19 protein-coding genes are annotated in these 20,008 nt (G+C 64.5%); 8 read left to right on the forward strand and 11 right to left on the reverse strand.

Annotated elements, in window-relative coordinates:
* Window positions 1–70 precede the first annotated feature (70 nt).
* Genes VLU25_18775 through VLU25_18785 form a run of 3 tightly spaced genes read right to left on the reverse strand, consistent with a single transcriptional unit; the run spans window position 71 to window position 3,926 of the window.
* Complete coding sequence (locus tag VLU25_18775; protein ID HSR69979.1) at window positions 71–868, reverse strand: hypothetical protein; 798 nt, start codon at window positions 866–868, stop codon at window positions 71–73.
* A gap of 13 nt (window positions 869–881) precedes the next feature.
* A complete protein-coding gene (locus VLU25_18780; GenBank protein ID HSR69980.1) occupies window positions 882–1,814 on the reverse strand; it encodes a UbiA family prenyltransferase in 933 nt (310 codons plus the stop codon).
* 45 nt (window positions 1,815–1,859) lie between these two features.
* The gene (locus VLU25_18785) at window positions 1,860–3,926 is read right to left on the reverse strand and encodes a thioredoxin domain-containing protein (GenBank protein ID HSR69981.1); all 2,067 of its coding nucleotides are present in this window, start codon (window positions 3,924–3,926) and stop codon (window positions 1,860–1,862) included.
* Between the two features lie 103 nt (window positions 3,927–4,029).
* Here VLU25_18785 and VLU25_18790 point away from each other — a divergent pair, with 103 nt between their 5' ends.
* The 4 genes from VLU25_18790 (at window position 4,030) to rdgB (ending at window position 7,598) form a co-directional block, all read left to right on the forward strand.
* A complete protein-coding gene (locus VLU25_18790; protein ID HSR69982.1) occupies window positions 4,030–5,580 on the forward strand; it encodes an N-acetylmuramoyl-L-alanine amidase in 1,551 nt (516 codons plus the stop codon).
* Window positions 5,577–6,170 (forward strand): GerMN domain-containing protein, encoded by a 594-nt coding sequence (locus VLU25_18795; GenBank protein HSR69983.1) that lies wholly within the window; start codon window positions 5,577–5,579, stop codon window positions 6,168–6,170. Before VLU25_18790 ends, VLU25_18795 begins: the two co-directional genes overlap by 4 nt.
* Window positions 6,171–6,247: 77 nt before the next feature.
* Window positions 6,248–7,042: a ribonuclease PH gene (gene rph, locus VLU25_18800; GenBank protein HSR69984.1), complete on the forward strand. Its 795-nt coding sequence runs from the start codon at window positions 6,248–6,250 to the stop codon at window positions 7,040–7,042.
* A complete protein-coding gene (gene rdgB, locus VLU25_18805; protein HSR69985.1) occupies window positions 7,020–7,598 on the forward strand; it encodes an RdgB/HAM1 family non-canonical purine NTP pyrophosphatase in 579 nt (192 codons plus the stop codon). The genes rph and rdgB overlap by 23 nt, the downstream gene beginning before the upstream one ends.
* Window positions 7,599–7,602: 4 nt before the next feature.
* Here rdgB and VLU25_18810 read toward each other — a convergent pair whose 3' ends face one another.
* On the reverse strand, window positions 7,603–10,035 hold the full coding sequence (locus tag VLU25_18810; protein HSR69986.1) for an ADOP family duplicated permease: 2,433 nt from the start codon (window positions 10,033–10,035) through the stop codon (window positions 7,603–7,605).
* Window positions 10,036–10,162: 127 nt separating this feature from the next.
* A complete protein-coding gene (locus VLU25_18815; GenBank protein ID HSR69987.1) occupies window positions 10,163–10,816 on the reverse strand; it encodes a redoxin domain-containing protein in 654 nt (217 codons plus the stop codon).
* A 192-nt stretch (window positions 10,817–11,008) separates the two neighbouring features.
* Between VLU25_18815 and VLU25_18820 the strand changes: the two genes are divergently transcribed.
* Window positions 11,009–11,233 carry a YtxH domain-containing protein gene (locus VLU25_18820; GenBank protein ID HSR69988.1) on the forward strand — a complete coding sequence of 75 codons (225 nt, stop codon included), beginning with the start codon at window positions 11,009–11,011 and terminating at the stop codon, window positions 11,231–11,233.
* A 95-nt stretch (window positions 11,234–11,328) separates the two neighbouring features.
* On the opposite strand, the gene VLU25_18825 is transcribed toward VLU25_18820, so the two are convergent.
* A complete protein-coding gene (locus VLU25_18825; protein HSR69989.1) occupies window positions 11,329–11,580 on the reverse strand; it encodes a Trm112 family protein in 252 nt (83 codons plus the stop codon).
* Between the two features lie 66 nt (window positions 11,581–11,646).
* Here VLU25_18825 and hemB point away from each other — a divergent pair, with 66 nt between their 5' ends.
* The 3 genes from hemB to VLU25_18840 all read left to right on the forward strand — a co-directional run bounded on the left by hemB (window position 11,647) and on the right by VLU25_18840 (window position 14,439).
* Entirely contained in the window at window positions 11,647–12,666 is a 1,020-nt protein-coding gene (hemB, locus tag VLU25_18830; GenBank protein HSR69990.1) for a porphobilinogen synthase, read from the forward strand.
* Between the two features lie 78 nt (window positions 12,667–12,744).
* Window positions 12,745–13,965: a PP2C family protein-serine/threonine phosphatase gene (locus VLU25_18835; GenBank protein ID HSR69991.1), complete on the forward strand. Its 1,221-nt coding sequence runs from the start codon at window positions 12,745–12,747 to the stop codon at window positions 13,963–13,965.
* A gap of 21 nt (window positions 13,966–13,986) precedes the next feature.
* Window positions 13,987–14,439 carry an MOSC domain-containing protein gene (locus VLU25_18840; GenBank protein ID HSR69992.1) on the forward strand — a complete coding sequence of 151 codons (453 nt, stop codon included), beginning with the start codon at window positions 13,987–13,989 and terminating at the stop codon, window positions 14,437–14,439.
* 24 nt (window positions 14,440–14,463) lie between these two features.
* On the opposite strand, the gene VLU25_18845 is transcribed toward VLU25_18840, so the two are convergent.
* The 5 genes from VLU25_18845 to VLU25_18865 form a co-directional block, all read right to left on the reverse strand.
* Window positions 14,464–15,294, reverse strand: a complete 831-nt coding sequence (locus VLU25_18845) for a response regulator (protein HSR69993.1) — start codon at window positions 15,292–15,294, stop codon at window positions 14,464–14,466.
* Window positions 15,291–16,370, reverse strand: coding sequence for a histidine kinase (locus tag VLU25_18850; GenBank protein HSR69994.1), 1,080 nt, complete (start codon window positions 16,368–16,370; stop codon window positions 15,291–15,293). The genes VLU25_18845 and VLU25_18850 overlap by 4 nt, the downstream gene beginning before the upstream one ends.
* Window positions 16,371–16,409: 39 nt before the next feature.
* Window positions 16,410–17,105 carry a DUF5668 domain-containing protein gene (locus tag VLU25_18855; protein ID HSR69995.1) on the reverse strand — a complete coding sequence of 232 codons (696 nt, stop codon included), beginning with the start codon at window positions 17,103–17,105 and terminating at the stop codon, window positions 16,410–16,412.
* On the reverse strand, window positions 17,102–17,473 hold the full coding sequence (locus VLU25_18860) for a DUF5668 domain-containing protein (GenBank protein ID HSR69996.1): 372 nt from the start codon (window positions 17,471–17,473) through the stop codon (window positions 17,102–17,104). The genes VLU25_18855 and VLU25_18860 overlap by 4 nt, the downstream gene beginning before the upstream one ends.
* A gap of 149 nt (window positions 17,474–17,622) precedes the next feature.
* Entirely contained in the window at window positions 17,623–19,902 is a 2,280-nt protein-coding gene (locus VLU25_18865; protein ID HSR69997.1) for an alpha/beta fold hydrolase, read from the reverse strand.
* Between the last annotated feature and the right edge of the window lie 106 nt (window positions 19,903–20,008).

The raw sequence follows: 20,008 nt of genomic DNA on the forward strand, positions 1-20,008 counted from the left end.
CGGAGGCCGTCAACCAGAACGTTCAACGCGCGCCACAAAAAATTGCCGAAACCGATTCGGTGAGATGCTATCAAGGCAGTCGGGTAGACACCTTGAGCAGCGGCTGCCAGTATGGCGCCAGCCACCATTTAAGAAAGACGTCCATAACGATCAAGGCGGCGCCGGCGGCCAACGCCGGCCGCAGCCGGCAGTCTGCAAGGTCCGGCAACCCCAGGCGCCGGGCCGCCCAACCGCTGAGCGCCGCGGCGATGAAGATGAATCCGGCCACCCGGCACATGGCCCAGGGCGGCCAAGCCATGGCCAGTACAGTCGCCATATCCAGCGCGTAACCCAGCAGCGTCCCCACATAGAACGACATGTAGTTCATCAGCACGGCGCCCATCAGCAGGCCCAGGAATCCCAGGGAGAGGAGGCAAAGCAAGGAGAAGAGCCCCAGATGGAGGGCGTGCTGGGGCAGGAAGAGCCTGATGTCGCCCTCCGCTCCCCGCCCGCTTTCCACCCAGGTGAACATTTCCTCTTGATAGGCCTGGGCCCTGAGAATGCGGTGGGAGCTCCACTCGGGGGCGGCGTAGGAAACGGTCCCCACCAGCAGGGCCGTCCAAAAAGCCCACAGCAGCGCGGCGGCCACGGCGGATTTCCATCGCGACCGAAAGAGGCGGGCGGCGAAGAGGGGGTAAAAGGCGCAAGCCTGCAAAAGAGGCAGCCAAAGGCCTCCGGCCAGCAGGCCCAGCGCCACCGCCAGGGGAGTGGTCAAGAGCAGCCACAGCAGCGGCCGGCCCGGAGGGCTGAAGAAGGCGTCCCAGGCAGCGAAGCGGGAGGCCAGGGCGCGAGCCAGCGGTTGAGTAGGCGTTTCACGGGGAAGAGACATGGCCGGGGACCTTTCAGGCGACCAGGTAGGCCAGAGCCAGTCCGGCCTGGGCCACCAGGGTGAGGAGATACATGTGCTTCCAACTGGGGTGGTTTTCGAATCCGCCGCTGCCGGCCGACGTCCACTGATGGCTGGTCTTGAGCAGGAGGCGGGCGATGTAAGCGCCCCACAAGCAGAGCAGCAGCCCCAGGGGAGCCAGGATGCGCGAATCGGCGCTCAGCAGGCCTGCCGCCCAGGCCGCCAGCAGTCCCAGGAAGGGAAACACGAAAAAGGGCGCGATGATGAGGGTGGCTTTGCGCACTCCGTAGAGGACGGGCAGGGTGCGGCATCCTCCCTGCCGGTCGCCTTCGATGTCGGAGAAATCCTTGGTGGTGGCCGCCCCCATGAAGAAGAGCCCGAAGACGCCGCCCACGATCCAGGGCTGAGGACTCTCGAAGATGTCCTTGACGCAGGACCAGCCGGCCACGATGAGCAGGGTCCCGCGGGGAATGGCGATGGTGATGTTGGCCCACAGCCCCCGGCTCTTGGTGCGCAGGGGAGGAGCCGAATAGATGGTGGTGAAGAAGACGGCCGCCAGCGCCATCAGCAGGCATTGCCAATTGACCAGCGCCCCCAGCGCCAGCGCCGTCAGCAGGCAGAGAATGCTGACGGTCCAGGCCTGAGCCAGGTTCATGCGTCCGCTGGGCAGAGGACGGGAAGGCTTGTTGACCCGGTCTACTTCCAGGTCGAAGATCTGATTGATGCCGTTGGAGAAGCCGTTGAGGATGCCGGCCATGGCGGCTCCCGCCGCGACGTCGAAAGCCACGCCCCAGGGTGACGAAGCCCAAACCGACTGCAGATGGGGCGGGGCCCCCAGTCCCATCAGGGCGCCGGAGATCATCCCCGCCGCGGGAACCAAGAGCGTGAAAGGACGCAAGAAGGTCCAATAAACGGCGAATCGACTCATGGATGCATCGTACCCCCACCAGCAGGGGCTTTGAAGCGGCACGGCTCAGGCATCGATTTGGGCCAGTTGCTCTTCAAGTTCGGAAGCCGAGTGAACGGGTTGGCGGCAAGCGTAGTTGCGGCACACGTAGGCAGTCGCCCGGGTGGCGTCTTTGCCTTCCAGCAGCGGGACCCGAGCCGCCCTACGGGGGTCGGCCTGCTCGGCCTGAACCAGCACCAGGTTGGGAATAAAGGTCTCCCGCAGCGGGCGCAGCAAGGACCGGCGTTCGTCGGGAGAACCCAGCACCGCCACTTCGGCCACCGGTCCCAAGGCGAAGTCCAGGGCCTGCAGCCAGTAGCCGAAACCCTGGGGATGGCGTGCGCAGCCCTGCGACACCTTGGCCAGCATGCGGCGGGCCTTCTGGGCCAAGTCCTGACGCCCGGCAAGAATCCCCAACCGCAGCAGATTCCAGCAGGCGGCGGCGTTGCCCGAGGGGGTGGCGTTGTCGAAATACTCTTTCTGCCGCACCAACAGGTCCTCGTGGTCCTCAGGAGTGAAGTAGAAGTCTCCCTCGGAATCGTCCCAGAACAGCTCGATCTGGGTTTCGGTCAGGGCCACCGCCTTGTCCAGCCATTCCAGTTCGCCCCCGGCCTGGTAGAGCGCAGTCAGGCCTTCGATCACCAGCGCATAGTCTTCCAGATATCCGTTGAGCTTGGCCTGACCCTCTTTCCAGGTGCGCGTCAAACGGTCCCCCTCCATCATCTGGCTGCACAGAAAGCGGGCATTGCGGCGAGCCGTCTCCATCAGATCGGAGGACTGCAGGACGAAGGCGGCCTGGGAGAAAGTGGTCAGCATCATTCCGTTCCAGGCTGCCAGCACCTTGTCGTCGAGTCCTGGGCGGACGCGCTTTTCGCGGGCCTCGAACAGTTGCTCCAGACACTCCTCCAGCAAAGATCCCATTTCGTCTTCGCTGCGGCCGTGCTTTTGGGCGAAAGAGGGCAAGTCGTAGAGCGGATGGGGGATGCTCTTGCCTTCGAAATTGCCGCTCGGGCTGACGTCGTAGAACTCGTTGAAGAGCGCGGCCCGTTCTTCTCCCAGCACCTGCCGGGTCTGATCAGGAGTCCACACGTAGAACTTGCCCTCCACGCCCTCGCTGTCCGCGTCCAGAGCCGAGTAGAATCCCCCTTGAGGATCGGTCATCTCGCGCTCGACCCACTGGAGGATGCTCTGGCACACCCGACGATCTTGCTCCCGGCCGCCCTGCTGGTAGCTCTCCAGGTAGAGGCGGGCCAGCAAAGCGTTGTCGTAGAGCATTTTTTCGAAGTGGGGCACCAGCCAGCGTTCATCCACCGAGTAGCGCGCAAAACCGCCGCCGACATGATCGAACATCCCGCCTGAGGCCATTTTGTCCAAGGAAAGCCGGACCGCATTGCCGGCTTCCGCCGAACCGGTCCGCTTCTGATAACGCAGCAGGAAGGCCAGCGCCATGGCGGCCGGAAACTTGGGTGCGGTTCCGAATCCCCCGTGGCTGCGGTCAATTGCTCCGAGCAGGGTCTTGGCGGCCTGATCGAGCACCGAGACGTCGACCTCTCCCTCGGGAAGGTTCCATTCGCCCGCCCTTTGCAGGTGCCCCACCGTCTCCTGCTTGGAGGCTTCCAGTTCTTCGCGCTTGCTGCGGTAGGCCTCCGCCACGCCCGCCAGAATGCGGGGGAAGCCGGGGCGTCCGTAGCGGTCTTCGGGCGGGAAGTAGGTGCCTCCGTAAAAGGGGACCTGGTCGGGAGTCAGGAACACGGTCAGCGGCCACCCTCCCTGCCCCGTGGTCATCTGTACGAAGTTCATGTAGATGGCATCGACGTCGGGACGCTCTTCGCGGTCGACCTTGATGTTGACGAAGAGTTCGTTCATGCGTCCGGCGATCCCTTCGTTCTCGAAAGACTCGCGTTCCATGACATGACACCAGTGGCAGGCCGAGTAGCCGATGCTGAGCAGGACGGGCTTGTCCTGTCGGCGGGCTTGCTGAAAGGCTTCTTCACCCCAGGGATACCAGTCGACCGGGTTGTGGGCATGCTGGAGCAGGTAGGGGCTGCTTTCCTGCTTGAGGCGATTGGTGTGGCGCGGATCGCTTTCACTCATGGTCCAAATTGTAGCACGCGCTTTTGCAAACCCTGTCCGCCCCGCGGCGCGCTCAAGGGCCAGCGCAACTTTCCATCGGAGGATGACACTATAATGGACGGTCATGAAGGAAGGGGACGCCACCAGGCCGGGGACCCGCAGGCCTGCATCGGGACGGGGCAGGATGCCGTGGGCGGCATTGCTGCTGACGATGTGGGCGACGTGTCCGCTCTTTGCCTATCAGGATCTCGAGGTGGAGATCGGCAGCCAGGTCTCGAGGGTGACGTCCCTGCGCCAGGAGGGACGCAGCTACTACCGCGTGCGCGAAGTGGCCGAGATCTTCGATCTGCGCCTGTCGCCGCAAGACGACCGCCTGACCCTCAGAGGTCCGCGGGGAACCGCCCGCCTGCGGGAGGGCAGCGTCATCGTGGGCCGCGACCGAGGTCCCGATGTGCAGCTCAGCGCCCCCGTCTGGCAGCGCCGCCAGGGAGAATGGTACGTCACCGTGGATTTCCTGGATCGCGTGGTGCGTGATCTGCTGGACGGGCGGCTGACCCGGCTGTCGCCAACCCGCTACCGCTTCTCAGGGCTTCAGGACGTGGAGATGACGGTTCGCCTGCAGAACCATCCGCCCCATCGGGTGCGGGTGGTCTTTCAGCCGGCGCGGGCGGTCCCCATCCGCATCGACGACCAAGGGAGGGTGTTGGTCATCGACTTCGGCCAGTTCCGTCCGCTGGTGGACCTGCCGGAGCAGCGTCCCGATGTGGATATCGTGGCCGCTCTGACGTTCGACCGCCTGGGACGGGGAGCCATCCGCCTCGTCAAGGGTCCTCAGTACGACCGCTACGAGTACCTCGAGCTGACTTCTCCTGACCGCCATGTGCTCGATCTCTACTCTTCGTCTCAACCCCGGCGATCTCGGGGGAGGGCCGAAGTCGTCCTCGATCCGGGCCACGGCGGACGGGATGCGGGCGTCATCGAGAGTCTTCGCTCCCGGTCCGGCCAGGGCGAAGGTACGGCCGACTCTTCGGCTGCCGCGGGCCAACTGTCGGAGAAGGACTATGCCTTGCAGCTTGCCGAGCGACTCGGCCGCAGGCTTTCTCAGGCCCGTCGTCCCGCCGTCCTGACCCGTAACCGGGACGTCGATCTCAACCTCGAGCAGCGCAGCGCCATCGCCAACGGATTCGCGCCCAAAGCCTTCGTCAGCCTGCACCTGGGAAACGACGCCTGGTCGGCGCTAGGCGGACCGGTGGTCTACGTGCACCAGCCTCTCGGGAGCGCTCCGCTGCAGGTGCCCCTGGCCCGCAAGGGGGGGGCGGCGCCAGATTCCGGCCCGGCCCCGGAAAGGCTCGGTCAGACATCCCAAAACGGATTGCGATCCGCGCCGGACTTGGCCGCCCCGCTCAAGCCCTGGAGCGAGGCTCAGTCCGGCCATCTGGCGGAGAGCCGCCGACTGGCCGTCGCCTTGCAACAGGACCTCAATCGGCTCTTCGGCACCGACAATCAGGTGGTGGAGATTCCCCTGCGCCTGCTGGAACCGGTGGACGCGCCGGCCGTCCTCATCGAAATAGGATTTCTGAGCCATCCTGAAGACCGGCGCAGATTGCGCGATCCCGTCTTCCAGGACCGCCTGGTGGACAGCCTGGCGCAAGCGTTGGAAAGGTACTTGCAGTGAGCCTCCTCCATTCCAACGAGCGTCGCCGCATCCTGCTGGCCGTGGGCCTGGTGGCCGCCGCCTCCCTCATCACCTTCCTGGTGTTCTTCTTTCAAAGCCGCGATCTGCAGCGGGAAGAGGAACCGCCCAGCGCCGCCGTGGCCGATCCCGAAGTGTTGGAAGCGGCCGACCAAGAAGACAATCAGATCGAGCTGACCCTTTACCTCTACCGTCCCTCCAGCGTTCCCCAAGGACGGCTGGTCTCGATCAGGCGCGAGGTGGCCCGCCTCGAGGATCCGCACCTGAAGGCGCGCCAGATCATCGGCGAGGTGCTGCGCGGAAGCGGACAAGGACCCAACGTCTTCCCGGCCGAGGCCCGCCTGCGCCAGGTCTACCTCTTGGCTGACGGAACGGCCGTCGTCGATCTCTCCCAGGAAACAGCCCTCGGTCTGCCGGGTGGGGCCGTCAGCGAATACGGGGCCCTGCGCTCGCTGACCCGCTCTTTGAGGGCCAATCTGGAAGAGGTGAAGCGCGTCAAGTTCCTGGTGGGGGGACAGGACGCACCCACCTTCGCCGGACACGTCTCCATCAGCCGACCCTTCAGCGAGTAGCCGCCCCCTTGAAGGCCAAGCCGCGCCGGCCCCTGCTCAGCTTGCTCCCCGCCAGCCATTGTGTAGAATGGCTGCCCATGGCAAAGCGCAGCGACGGAAGAGAATCTGACCAACTGCGTCCGGTCACGATCGAGCCTCACTTCACCAAACACGCTGAAGGCTCAGTGCTCATAACCACCGGCGAAACGCGGGTCATCTGCACGGCCAGCGTGGAAGACCGGGTGCCCATCTGGCTGCGCGGCAAGGGCCAGGGATGGGTGACGGCCGAATACGGCATGCTTCCCCGCTCCACCAATTCCCGCATGACCCGCGAGTCCAGCCGCGGCAAGCCCTCGGGACGCACCCAGGAAATCCAACGCCTTATCGGGCGGGCTCTGCGCTCTGTGGTCAACCTGCAACGGCTGGGCGAACGCACCATCTGGGTCGACTGCGACGTCATCCAGGCCGATGGGGGCACCCGCACCGCTTCGGTCACCGGAGCCTACGTGGCGCTGGCCTTGGCCTTGGCCCATATGAAGGAGAACAAGCAGATCTCAGAGGCGCCTCTGACCGACTACCTGGCGGCTGTCAGCGTGGGGTTGATCGGCGTCGACCCGCGCCTCGACCTGCACTACGATGAGGACGCCAACGCCGACGTCGACATGAACGTGGTGATGACCGGACGCGGCTATTTCGTGGAGATCCAGGGGACGGCCGAGAAACACGCCTTCTCGCGCAAACAGCACGAAGAACTGATCGACCTGGCTGAAAAGGGCATCCGCGAACTGATGGACAAGCAGAAGGAAGTCCTGCAGGCAGAGCTTGGAGACAAGCTGGACTCACTCATGCAGACACTCAAGAGTTTTACCATTGCGCCTTCTTCTCGCGACTAGCAACAACGGCAAGGCCGAAGAGTTCCGGCGCGTTTTGGAGCCCTGCGGATTCGAACTCGTCACCCTTGAGGCCTTCCCTGAAGCACCCCATCCCAAAGAGACGGAATCCACTTTCGGCGGCAACGCCCGCCTCAAGGCCGAGCACTACCATCGGCTCACCGGACTCCCCGCCCTGGCCGACGACTCGGGCCTGGAAGTAGATGCCTTGAACGGACGTCCGGGAGTCCACTCGGCGCGCCTGGCCGACAACGATCCGGAGCGTATTCGCCGCCTGCTGGAAATGCTCTCGGCCCAAGGCGCCCTCAAGGAGTCTCAGCGCAGCGCCCGCTTCGTCTGCGCCCTCTGCCTGATGGCGCCGGGCAAGGTCTTCGAGGTGGAAGGACGCGTGAAAGGAGTCATTATCGACGCTCCCCGAGGACAACAGGGTTTCGGATACGACCCCGTCTTCTACTATCCTCCGCTGAAAAGAACATTCGCCGAAATCCCGGCCAAAGCCAAGAACCGCATCTCCCACCGCGCCAAAGCCCTGGATAAGCTCCTCAAGGCATTGTCTTGAGAGCTCAGCTCTCCTCGGAAAGGGTTCGGGCGGGGTCGACGCGGGAAGCTCGCCAGGCGGGACGCAGCGAAGCCAGCAGGGCACAGACGAGCAAAGTGGCGGCCGCCGGAAGCAGCGTCGAGGCGGAGAAAGGCTCGACTCCCACCAGGACTCCTCGCAGGTAGCCCGCCAACAGCCAAGCCAGCAGCAGCCCCGCCAAGCTCCCGACTCCCGCCAGCAGCAGCGACTTGCCCATCACCCCCTTGAGGATGCGCGAGGGTGTGGCGCCCAGAGCCATGCGCAGCCCCGTCTCGCGGCGGCGGCGGCCCTCGCTGTAAGCCAGCAGGCCGTAAAGCCCCGCCATCGCCAATACCAGCGCCAGGCCGGAGAGGCAGGAGAGCAAGAGGGCGAGAAAGCGGGGAGTCGTGATGTTGTCGGACATGAGTCCGCGGAAGCTGCGCACCGTCCCCACGGCCAAATTGGGATCGACCTCCTGCAGGCGGGCCCTGACCGCAGGTGCCGCCTCCTCGGGCCGGGCCGAGGGTATTCTGGCCAGCAGCCAGGTCTTGGCGAACCAGGAATAGGGATTATGCGCATAGGGCAGGTAGATCTCGGGCCGGACCTCCCGGGTCAAATCGTATTGGGGGACGTCGGCGACCACGCCGATCACCTCCACCACGGGATCGTCGTTATGGTCGCCCAAGCGCAAGCGGCGGCCCACCGCCTGCTCAGGCCCGCCCAGACTGCGGGCCAAAGCGCGGTTGACGACGGCCAGCCGCCGACCGTCAGGCCGTTCGCTTCCGTCGAAGAGGCGCCCCCTCAGCGGCGTCAGTCGCGAGGCCGTGAAAAAAGACGGAGTGGCCACCCGTACGGAAGCTCGGATCTCCTCTTCATCGGCGCCCCTAGCGGGAGAAGGAAAGAGTCCCATTCCCCACAGGTCTCCTCCGATGTGAAGATGGTTGATGAAGCCCGTCGACTCGACTCCCGGTTGCCCTGAAAGGGCTTGCGCCACTTCTTCCATCAAGGCTCTCTGCCGGTCGGCCGCGCCGGGCTCTTCACCACCCAGCCGAGGCGGGAAGCTGAGCTGCAGGCAGAGGAGTCCGTCGGCCTTCAGGCCAGGATCGAGATGGAGCAGGTTGGCGAAACTCTGGAGAAGCGCTCCGGCTCCCGCCACCAGGGCCAGAGCCAGGGCGATCTGGGCCGCCACCAGTCCGCCCTGGAAGCGGGATTGGCGGCGCGAAATGGTGGTGCCCCTCATTCCGCTTAAGCGGGAGCGGTTGGCGGCCTGGAGGGCCGAAAGGCCGCCCAGCAATAACCCGCACAGCAAGGAGAGGACGGCGGCGAAGAGCACGCTGCGCCAGGAAAGCCCGATCTCCCCCAGGCGGGGCAGGTCGGGAGCGTAGCCCAGCAGCAAGCCGCCTCCCGCCAGGCCCAGTACCGTACCGGCCAACCCGGCAGCCAGGGCGATGAGCAGGCTTTCGCACAGCAACTGGCGCAGGAGCCGCCGGCCGGTGGCTCCAAGAGAGCGGCGCAAGGCCAATTCCTGCCTTCTGGCAGCCCCTTTCACCAGCAGCAGAGCCGTGGTGTTGGCGGCGGCGATGAGGAGAATCAAGGCCACCGCTCCCGCCAGCGCCGTGAGGGCGGGGCGGACGTTCTCCACCACCGGCTCCTGCAAAGACTCGACCACGACCTCGATGTTGCGGTTGTCGTGGGGAAATTCCCGGCGCAGGCGGTCTCCCAGGGCGTCCATCTCGCGCCGCGCCTCTTCGATCGTGTGTCCTTCGCGCAATCGGGCGAAGGTGCGCAGGAAACGGGCTCCGCGACGGGCCCGCTCCTGAGGCGAGAGCGGCAAAGGAACCCAGAAGCGGGCGCCGCGGGCCCAGAAAGGCGGAAACGCGAACCCCTCGGGCATGACGGCGGCGATCCGGTAGTCCTCTCCGTCCAGCCGCATCGAGGTGCCCAGCACCTGGGGATCGGCGGCGAAGAGGTCGCTCCACAAGCCGTGGCTGAGCACCACCACGCGAGCGTCCTGGCCCACCGTCTGGGGGTCGTAAGGGCGTCCCAAGGCGGCTTCCACGCCCAGCAGGTCGAAGAGTTGCGCAGTGGCTTTCAGACCCTGCAGCGGCTGGGCGGGTCCGCGCCCTGTCAGGACCGGTTCCCACGGATGTGCCGCCGTCCACTGACCTAGGGCCTGGGAAGATTCGCTCCAGGAGACGAAGTTGGCCGGCGAGGTGGGATTCCTTGCGCCTCCCCAGGTCAGGTCGGATTCAAAGACCGCCACTAGCTGCCGCGAGTCCTGATAGGGCAGAGGACGCCAAAGCACGGCGTCCACGGCGGCGAAAGCGGCGGTAGCCGCAGCGATGCCCAGCGCCAGCGTGGCGGCGGCTCCTAAAGCGAAGCCGCTATGGCGCCGAAACCAGCGCAGTCCATGACGAAAATCAGAGAACAGGTGTTGCATGCAGACTCCTTCGCCTCATTGAGACGAAGGACTGCCGCCCCCGGTTGGCAAAGAATCCTGCCAGCCGCCCCCTTTGGACCTGGGCCCTGGAAAGTTGGGCCCTGGAAGTTGGACCTTGGCGAAGCCCCTAGGGCGCAGCCCCACGGGGTCGCAGGTCGGCGATGTAGCACCCGACAGCTCTGGTGGCCCGGAAAGCCGGAGGCCGGCCGCCGATGACATCCCGCAATACCTCTTCCAGATCATGGCGGGTGGGGACGCGCCGGTACTTTCCGAACTCGATGTAGCGGTCGTCGATCCGTCCCCGATAGACCAGCCGTCCCTCAGGCAGGTAAACGGCCGCCTCGGGCGTGATGCTGACCCCGGCGGCTTCCACCAGCCGATGAGAGGGATCGCGCAGGGCGGGGATGTCGATTGCAAAATCCTGTCCATGCTGACGCATGGCGGCGCCACTTATGTCGGGATCCGGATAGACCCTCCAAAAGGCGACTCCTCGAGGGCCGTAGGTTTCTTTCAGGCGCCGGATCTCGGGGAGATAGCGGTTGGAGACGGGACAATCGGCGCGGGTGAAAAGAAAGACGTGGGCTTTGACTCCAGGAGTTTGAAAGGGCCTGACGCGGTCAGTCCCCGGACCGGGCAGCGACAGGTCACTGAGACCGTTCCCTTGGCTGCAGGCCCAACTCAACGCCGGGATCAGGCACAGCAACGGCAGCCTGGAGGGCCAGCGTTTCCAGCCTCGGCCCGGCTTTGCAAAGGCAATTTGGTGTACTGAAATCGTCCTCATGGAAAAACCGGAATCTTAGCACGGAGAGGAAGGTGGCGGCAAAGCCGCATCGCTCGGAGGAGCGACTTGATTTGAGGCGATTTGCATCTCATAGTTATGAATAGCGGCAGGCTGAGACCTGCCCGGAAATTTTGACTTCACAGGCCCAAATGCGGCCGGGAGGTATAGATGAATCGAAGTGAATGCGGTGGAATGTGTTTGGCTTTTCTGTGCGGTGCGGCGGCTGGAGCCGTGACGGCTCTGTTGCTGGCGCCTCGATCTGGCGCCCGCACCCGTCGAATGCTCAAACGTCAAGCCGGTCACGTACAGGATTACCTGGAAGACGTGCGCGAAGACCTGCAAGAGCGGGTGCATGACGTCAAGGATGCGGCCGAAGACGCCGTACGCCAGTTCGAACGCCGAGTCCGCCCCAATTAGCTACGCAACTCCCAATCTCCAACCGCCAACTCCCAAGGGCCCGATCCGGCCTTGGGAGTTGGGGATTGGGTTTTTGGAAATTCGACCGCAGGCCGCTAGGCGGGAGGAGGAACCGGCAGGTCGTCGGGGGAGGTGTCTTTCCAGCGCTTGCCCTCTTCCACCAGCATGATGGGGATTCCGTCGCGGATGGGGTACTTGTAGCCGCTGTCCTGGCACACCAGCCAGCAATCCTTGATCAACTCCAGGCGTCCGGGATCGTCGCCCAGGTCTTTGCGCTGGACGGCCTCGGGGCAACGCAGAATTTCCAACAACTCAGGATCGACAGGGGGTGCCTTCTCTTCGCTCATGGTGCTTAAATTATGCCCGCGCAAGGCATCCTCTGCAATATCCCCGAACTTTGCTAGACTCGCCTTATGACTGCTGACGCTTCTCCCGGGGCCTGGGGCCGTTTTCCTTTTACCCGCATGCGGCGGACGCGCCAGGCCGACTGGTCGCGCCGACTGGTGCGTGAAGAGCGGCTCTCCGCCGACGACCTGATCTGGCCCGTCTTCGTGCAGGAGGGCGAGAATCAGCGCACGCCCATCGCCTCGATGCGAGGCGTCGAGCGTCTCACCATCGATCTGCTGGTGGAGGAGGTGGGCCAGGCCGCCGAGTTGGGCATCCCCGCAGTGGCGCTCTTTCCGGCCACCGACCCGGCCAAGAAGTCCCCCGAAGGCGAGGAGGCCTACAACCCCGACAATTTGGCGTGCCGGGCGGTACGGGCTTTGCGGGAGGCTGAACTGCCCCTGGGCATCGTCTGCGACGTGGCTCTCGATCCCTACACGACCCACGGTCAGGACGGACTCTTGCGCAAGGGCCGCATCGTCAACGACGAAACCCTGCAGGCGCTGTGCAAGCAGGCCCTGGTGCAGGCCCGGGCCGGCTGCCACGTCATCGCTCCTTCAGACATGATGGACGGACGCATCGGCGCGGTGCGCCGGGCCCTGGACGAAAACGGCTTCCAGGACGTGCTGCTGCTCTCCTACGCCGCCAAGTATGCATCGGCCTTCTACGGCCCCTTCCGCGACGCGGTGGGCTCGGCTTCCAGCCTGGGCAAGGGAGACAAACGCACCTACCAGATGGATCCCGCCAACGGCGACGAGGCGCTGCGTGAAGTGGCCATGGACATCGAAGAGGGCGCCGACATGGTCATGGTCAAACCGGGAATGCCCTACCTGGATATCGTGCGCCGCGTCAAGCAGGCCTTCGGCCTGCCGACCTACGCCTACCAGGTCAGCGGCGAATACGCCATGCTTTGCGATGCCGCCCAGGCCGGACACCTGGACCGCCAGGCGGTGATGCTGGAGAGCCTGCTGGCCTTCAAACGGGCGGGCGCCGACGGCATCCTGACTTATTTCGCCGTAGAGGCGGCCCGTCTCCTGCGCCGCTCTTGAAACTTTTACCCCCCTCAAGTCGTCTTATAGCGACTCAGCACCTTGCCGAAGTCCGGTAGAGGTGTGCGGAGATTTGCCATGTTGCTTATGGATCCCGGGGCTGCCACGCGAAAATCGCGCAGCCGCCGCGCTAAACGAAAACTGCTGCTCAGCTACCTGCAGGCCTTTCACCAGGCCCGCGGACGCGATGAGCTGTTCCTCTCGCTGAGGGAGTTCCTGACGGCGGAGTTCGCCGCCGACCAGGTGCGCTTTTTCTCCCTCGACGTAAGCGGGGGCGAGTTGCGTCCGCAGCAGGGGGAAGAAGAAGGCGAGCTGTCGGACACGGCTCGCCAGGCCGCCCGGGCCAGCTCGGCCTTGGCCGGTCAGTCCGCCCAGGGACTGTGGAGCCTGTCCGCACCCCTGCTGCGCGACGGACGCCTCATCGGCATCGTGGAGGTGCTGCGGCGAAGGCCGCGCTTCAGCCGTGACGATCTCGAGTATCTGGAGGCCCTAGGCCCCCACATGGCCATTGCCCTCAACCATTTCGTGCTGGCCGACGAGGCGGCTCTGCGCGGCCAGGCCGAGGCCCGCCTGGAGCAGGAGGTGCGCATCGCCCGCGAGATCCAATTGCGCTTTCTGCCCGAGCGCATGCCTCTCATCGCCGACTTGGAGATCGGAGCCAAGAACATCGCCTCTCATCTGGTCAGCGGCGACTACTACGACTTCATCCCCATCGTCGACGGCCAGTGGGGGATCGTCATCGGCGACGTCTCGGGCAAGGGCATCTCGGCGGGACTGATCATGTCGGCCTTTCGGGCCGCTCTGCTGGCCGAAATCCGCAACAACTTCGCCATCGAGCGGATCATGGCAAAAACCAACAGGCTGCTCTGCGAGACGACTTCGCCCAGCCGTTACGTCACCGCCTTCTACGGCGTCTACAACGAACGCGAGGACGTACTCACCTACTGCAATGCCGGGCACAATCCCGGACTGCTGCTGAGGGCCGGCGGGGAAGCGGAGGAACTGGCGGCAGGAGGCACCGTATTGGGGCTCTTCGAAGACTCCACCTACAACTACAGCCGCGTGGCCATGCAGCCTGGAGACCTGTTGCTGCTCTACACCGACGGCCTCTCCGAAAGCCGCCGCGACGGCGAGGAGCTGGGCCCCCAGGGTTTGCTCGACCTGATGCGTCGAGACGCCCATCTGCCCGCCCAGCAGATCGCCGACCGGCTGGCCAGCGAAGCCGTGCGCCTGGCGCCCGGCGGACAGTTGGAGGACGACGTCACGCTGGTGGTCGTCAAAGCCCCGTCCCTGGTGTAACCTGAGCGAGCGGAGGGCGCCGTGAATGAATCCAGAGAGCAGGGCCGCATCGAGAAGATCTGGATCAAGCGCTCTTTCCGCGGGCCCATGGATGAGCGTGAAGAGGCACGCCTGCTAGCCGGACGCGGACTGGAAGGCAATGCCAACCAGGGAGGCGCCCGCCAGGTCACCTTGCTCGAGCAAGAACGCTGGGAGGAGATCACCTCCCGCCTGGGAGCAGGCGTCGACCCCAAGCGGCGCCGTGCCAACATCCTCATCTCCGGCCTCTGCCTGCGCGACTCGCGCCGGCGCGTCCTGCGCCTGGGGGGCTGCCGCCTGCGCATCGGTGGCGAAACCAAGCCCTGCGAACGCATGGACGAGGCCTTGCAGGGCCTCAAAGACGCCCTCTGGCCCGACTGGGGCGGCGGCGCCTACGCCCAAGTCCTGGACGACGGCTCCATCCGCCGCGGCGACCCGGTAACCTGGGACGATTAGAGAGACATCCTCCCCTCCACTCGCTCAGCGGTCGAGGTGGTGTTTGAGGCGGGCGTAGCCGGAGCGGCTGACGGGGATCTTGCTGCCGTCGCGCAGGGTGGCGATGCGTGAGTCCTTGGCGTAGAGCTCGAGGCGGGCCAGGCGGTCGAGGTTGAGGATGTAGGAGCGGTGGACGCGCACGAAACGGCCCTGCGGCAGGTGTTTCTCGTAGTAGGCCATGCGTTGCTGCTTGAGACGCCCCTTGCCCCCGGTCACCACGTTGACGTAGTCGTCCTGGGCCTCCAGATAGTCGATGGAGTCGACGGGAACAACGGTGATGTCTCCCCCCTCCTTGATGAGTATGCGCTCCAGAAACTTGCGTCGAGGACGGGCCGCGGCGGCCACAGCGGCCACGTCCAGAGGAGCGCCCTCGTGGCCCCCTTTTGCCGAGCCGGGCGGGAAGGGCCCGCTCCTCTGATCCTGGGACGCAGCGCCCGGCTTGGCCCGTCCCGCCGCCCGCTCCAGTGCTTCGGACAGGCGTTCAGGGTCGAGCGGCTTGAGCAGATAGTCGACGGCATGGACTTCGAAGGCCTTGAGGGCGTACTCGTCGTAAGCCGTCACAAAGATGACGTGAGGCGGGTCGTCGAGCAGTTCCAAAACTTCGAAGCCATCTAACTTGGGCATCTGGATGTCGAGAAAAACCAGGTCGGGTTCCTCATCGCCGATCACCTTGACGGCTTCGAATCCGTTGGCGCATTGGGCGATCACCTTGACCTGAGGATGCTCCTCAAGTTCGGCGGCCAGCGCTTGGCGGGCAAGATCTTCATCGTCGACAATGACGGCGCGCAGAGGCTGCGACTTCTTCTCCGAACTCATGGCCGGTCCTCCGTGGCGGGGTCCTGGGAGTCGTCCTGACGGGCGGGCAGCGTCATCTCCACCCGATAAACTTGAGGGTCCTTGCGGACACGCAACAAGGCCCCTTCGCCGTAGGTCAATTGCAGGCGCTTTTCCACCGCTTGAAGTCCCAGCCCGGTGCCCCGGTCGCGGGTGCCTTGAGGGTCGTAGGGATTTTCGATGGAGAGGTGCAGGCGTCCATCCCGCAGTTGGCCCTGCACGCTGACCGTACCGCCGTCCAGCAACTGGGCCACTCCGTGTTTGACGGCGTTTTCCACCAGGGGCTGAAGGATAAGGGCCGGCACCGGAACGCTGATGGCCTGGCGCTCCACCTGCAGGCTGAAGTTCAGGGAAGGACGGCGGATCTTCTCGATGGACAGGTACTCGCCGGTAAGCCCCACCTCGTCTCCCAGCGGAATGTTCTCTTTGGCGCCCAGCTTGAGGCTCTTGCGCAAGAAACCGGCCAGCAGGAGGCACATGCTGCGGGCCTTGGCGGGATCGGAACGGGTCAGGGAACTGACCGAATTGAGGCTGTTGAAGAGAAAATGGGGATTGATGCGGTACTTGAGGGCTTGCAGTTCTGCTTGCTGGGCGGCCAGGCGCATTTCCAGGGCCTCGCGGTCGGACTGACGCGATTTCTCCACGGCGCTGAGCAGATAGGCGGCGGCGGTGACCAGGGCATAGAGCAACACGCCTACCAGGAAGAAAAGCAACTGCTGTTGACGGTAGATTTGGGCCACCCCTTGCAGCCCCCCAAGTTGTTCCAGCAGCCCGGTCCAGAAACGGCCGACGAAGATCCAGTAGGAGCTGGTCGCCAGCGCGGCCGCCGTGAAAGTCAGTATCCAGCGCAGGATCTGGCTGCGGCCCAGGGGCTGGATGCGGCTCAAGTACCAGGCCGAGAGGCAGGGGAAGGCGTAAAGGTAGGCCAGCGGCACTCCGGCGGCCAGCGATTGCAGCCAGTCCATGCCGGTGGCGGTCAGAAGCAGGACCTGCAAGCCCGCCAAGGGGGTCCAGGCCCCCAGGTAGAGAAGCAATCCGCGATTCTGAAAGATCTGCATTGAAGTTGGCCGCGGCTGTTGGGTCCCTTGCCCGAGGCTTCAGTTCTTGATCTCCGCGCCTCCCATGATGACGGCTCCGCGCACGATCAGCCGTTGCTTGACGCCGTCACGAGGATGGTGGGTCTTATCGGCGTAGCCGCCCATGAAGGGGAAGCCTTCCACCACCACGGTCCAGTCGTCTGGAACGCGCACGTTGACGCCTCCCCACATGGCGAAGATGTGGAGCACAGCCTCGGGAGCCGTGATTTGCGCCTTGCTCAGGTCGATTTCAATTCCGCCCATGAAGGCGGTCAGTTCGCCGCCCCTGAAATCGCTGGAACTGTTCTTGCGTTCGACACCGCCCAGCACGGCCATCGAGGTGATCCAGGACTCGGAATCGGCGTCGCCCGGACGGTCCTTGCGCGGCTGAAGGGCCTGCCAGATGAGCATGCCGCCCAGAAAAACCAGCACCAGCGGCCAGAAGTCCCACAGGTCGAGCCTGAAGTCCCAGTAGGTGTTGATGAGCAGCGCGAAGCCGATGGCGGCCAGCAGTCCCCCGCCCAAACGTCCCGGAACCTGATCGGCCTGAAGGGCGAAGAGCACGCCCACGATCACCAGCGCCAGAGGCCAGAAGCGCAGATAATCCCAGGCATAGGCCATCCCCAGGGTTTCCATGGTGAAGAGCACTCCGGCCGCCACCACCAGCAAGCCCAGTATCAATTGAGGGGTGAATATGGAAGCTCGACGTTCACTCATGTGTTCTCTCCCTGACGGCGGTCCATCAGCGTGGACTGAATGATGATGAGCAGCCCGATGACGATGAGGATGAGGGGCCAGGAGTTTTCCCACTCCAATCCGAACAGCCCCAAAGAGGGAACCAGCAGCCAGCTGCCGATGCCGACCAGCCACAGTCCTCCGCGGCGGTCGTCGTGTTTGCGGGGCGAGATCAGCTTGCCGGCTCCGATTCCAACCAGGACGAGGGGCCAGAAGCGGAAGAGCTCGCCGAAATCCCAGATCTCCAAAGTATCGAAGAACAGCCCCATTCCCAAGGCGATGAGTATGAAGCCGCCGATCAGCGGAGCCAGCCTCCCCGAGTGCCGAGAGTGTCCACTTCGTCGATGCATGTCGTTTTCTCCTTCGCCACGGGCTGATCGAGCCCGGCATCATCCACCTTAGTATGGGGGCGAGTCGATGGGAAGGAGAGATCGGTGGACGGCGGCCCATCCTCGGTGAGCGGCGACAAAGCGAGGATGAGCCGGTGTTTCCGAGTCCTCTAGTCGCCGGTCCCGGCGGGCACATCACCCTTCAGGTTGTCTTCGAAGAGCTTGAAGATGCGCTTGTACTCGTCGGCCCAACTGGAGGCATTTCGAAAGCCGTGGCCTTCCACCGGATAGATGGCCACTTCCCAATCCTCCTTGCCCAGCTCGATAAGGCGCTGAGCCAGACGGACGGTGTCCTGAAAATGGACGTTGGTGTCGACCATGCCGTGACAGATGAGCAACGCGCCTTCCAGACCCTGGGCGAAATAGATGGGCGAACTGCGCTTGTAGGCTTCGGCATCGTCCTGGGGGAGATTGAGGATGCGCCCGGTGTAGAAGTTGTTGTAGTGAGCCCAATCGGTGACGGGACGGAGGGCCGCTCCGGCGGCGAAGACTTCGGGCTCGGTAAACATGGCCATCAGAGTGATGAAGCCTCCGTAGCTGCCGCCGTAAATGCCGATGCGGGCGGGATCGATGCCGTGGTTCTCCACCAGCCAGCGGGCTCCGTCGACTTGATCGCTCAGGTCCTTGCCGCCCATGTGCCGGTAGATTCCCGTGCGCCAGTCGCGGCCGTAGCCTGCACTGCCCCGGTAATCGAGGTCGAGGACGTGATAGCCATGATCGGCCAGCAGGTTGTGGAACATGTACTCGCGGTAGTAGCTCGACCACCAGCGGTGGGCGTTCTGCAGGTAGCCGGCGCCATGCACGAAGATAACGGCCGGCCGGCCGGGAGCCGCTTGCAGCGGACGGTAGAAGCGTCCCGTCACTTGGGTTCCGTCGCGGGCCGGGATGGAGACGATCTGCGGTTCCCTCCAGGGGTAGCTCTCGAAGCTCTCCAGGGTGGAGTGGGTAATGCGGCGCGGCGGCTGACCTGAGCCGGTTGGCCCGCAAAACAGCTCGGGGGGCTGGTTGGAGGCGGAGAAAAGCACCGCCAGACGCGACCCGTCGGGAGAGATGGTGGCGTCCGCGCGGCCCACGCCTTCGGTCAGACGCAGCGGCGTGCCGCCTTCCAGGGGCAACCGGTAAAAGTGCCTCTGCCCCAGGTCTTCCTGGCTGGTGGTGAGCAGGAACCACTGCTGATCGGGAGAGATCTGGACGTCCGCCACCTCCCAGGAGCCGCTGGTCAACTGGCTCAACCCCTCCCCCTGCCATCCCACGCTGTAGAGGTGGGCCCAGCCGTCGCGTTCCGAGACGAACCAGAGCCGGTCACTGCCCGGTATCCAGCCGAAGGCGTTGAAGGCGGGACCTCCGATCCAGGCTTCGTCGCTCAACTGATCGGCTACCGTCAATTGGCCCGTCTCGATATCGACAACGTATATCCAGCGTTGTTTGAAGTCGGAGGAAAAGACCCACAGGGCGGCTTTGTCACCGCTCTCGTTCCACTCCGGTCCCACCACGAAGGCGGTATTCGCCAGTTCATCCAGCCAGCGGACTTGGCCGTCCTCGACCGCGTAGATCCCGACCTTCGATTCTCCCTGGGGGTCTCCCACCTTGGGGCGGGCGGCGAGGGGACGTGCGAATCCGTCCTCGGTGACGAAATCGGGGACCATGGTCTCCTTGGAGTCCTTGGAAGGACGGCTCCAGCGGAAGATGACGTAGCGCTCGCTCGGGGAAAGCGAAAGGCCCGAGAGATCGGCTTGCCGTCCCGCGTAAAAAGCCCGGGCGTCGCGTTCCTTGCGCTCGGCTTCGCGCTTTTCCCGTTCCTCCTTGCGGCGTCCTGAGAACTGCTCGAAGAGCTCTTCCTGCTGGGCCTTGAGAAAGGCTTCGTTGCCTTCCGGTTCCTTGTCGTCGTCCTTGTCTCCCTGGCGGAAATCGGTGAGCTGGCGCAAAGCTCCCTCATCCAGGGACAGGGCGAAGAGGTTGTCGCCGCGCTGGAAGTAGACGCTCTCGCCATCGCGGCTGAAGGCGGGCCGGCTTTCGTTTTGCCGGGTTTCGATCAGGGCCGAGCGGCTTCCGTCCGGCTGCAACAAGTAGATGTCGCCTTCGATCTCGGCCACAAAGCGGCTCCGTTGCTCGTCCCAGTCGCCTTCCTGGGGCCAGGCCTGATTTTCTTCTTCCTCCGGCAGGCGGACGGGTAAGCCCTCGTCGCATTGGGCCTGATAGGTTCCCTCGTCTTCGCTGCCGGGCTCGCGCCAACGAAAATAGAGGGTTCGGGAATCGCCCTGCCAGCGGATCCGGGAAGGCGACACGCCCACGAAATCCTCGCCCTCCATAATGCGGTCAATGGTCAAGTCCTCAGCCTGAGCCGGCGCCGTGGCCAGAATGAACACCAATGAGATAGCCAGCCTCTTCATGTGAACGCGTCTCCTTACTTCGCAAATGGGGACCCTGCTTGGCCCCTGTGTAGGCACCCCCGGTTAAAAGCAACGTTTGCCGCGCCTCTTTCTCCTCAGCCGCCGT

The organism is Acidobacteriota bacterium, assembly GCA_035471785.1.
In the GTDB taxonomy this organism is placed as follows: Bacteria; Acidobacteriota; UBA6911; order RPQK01; family DATIPO01; genus JANQFM01.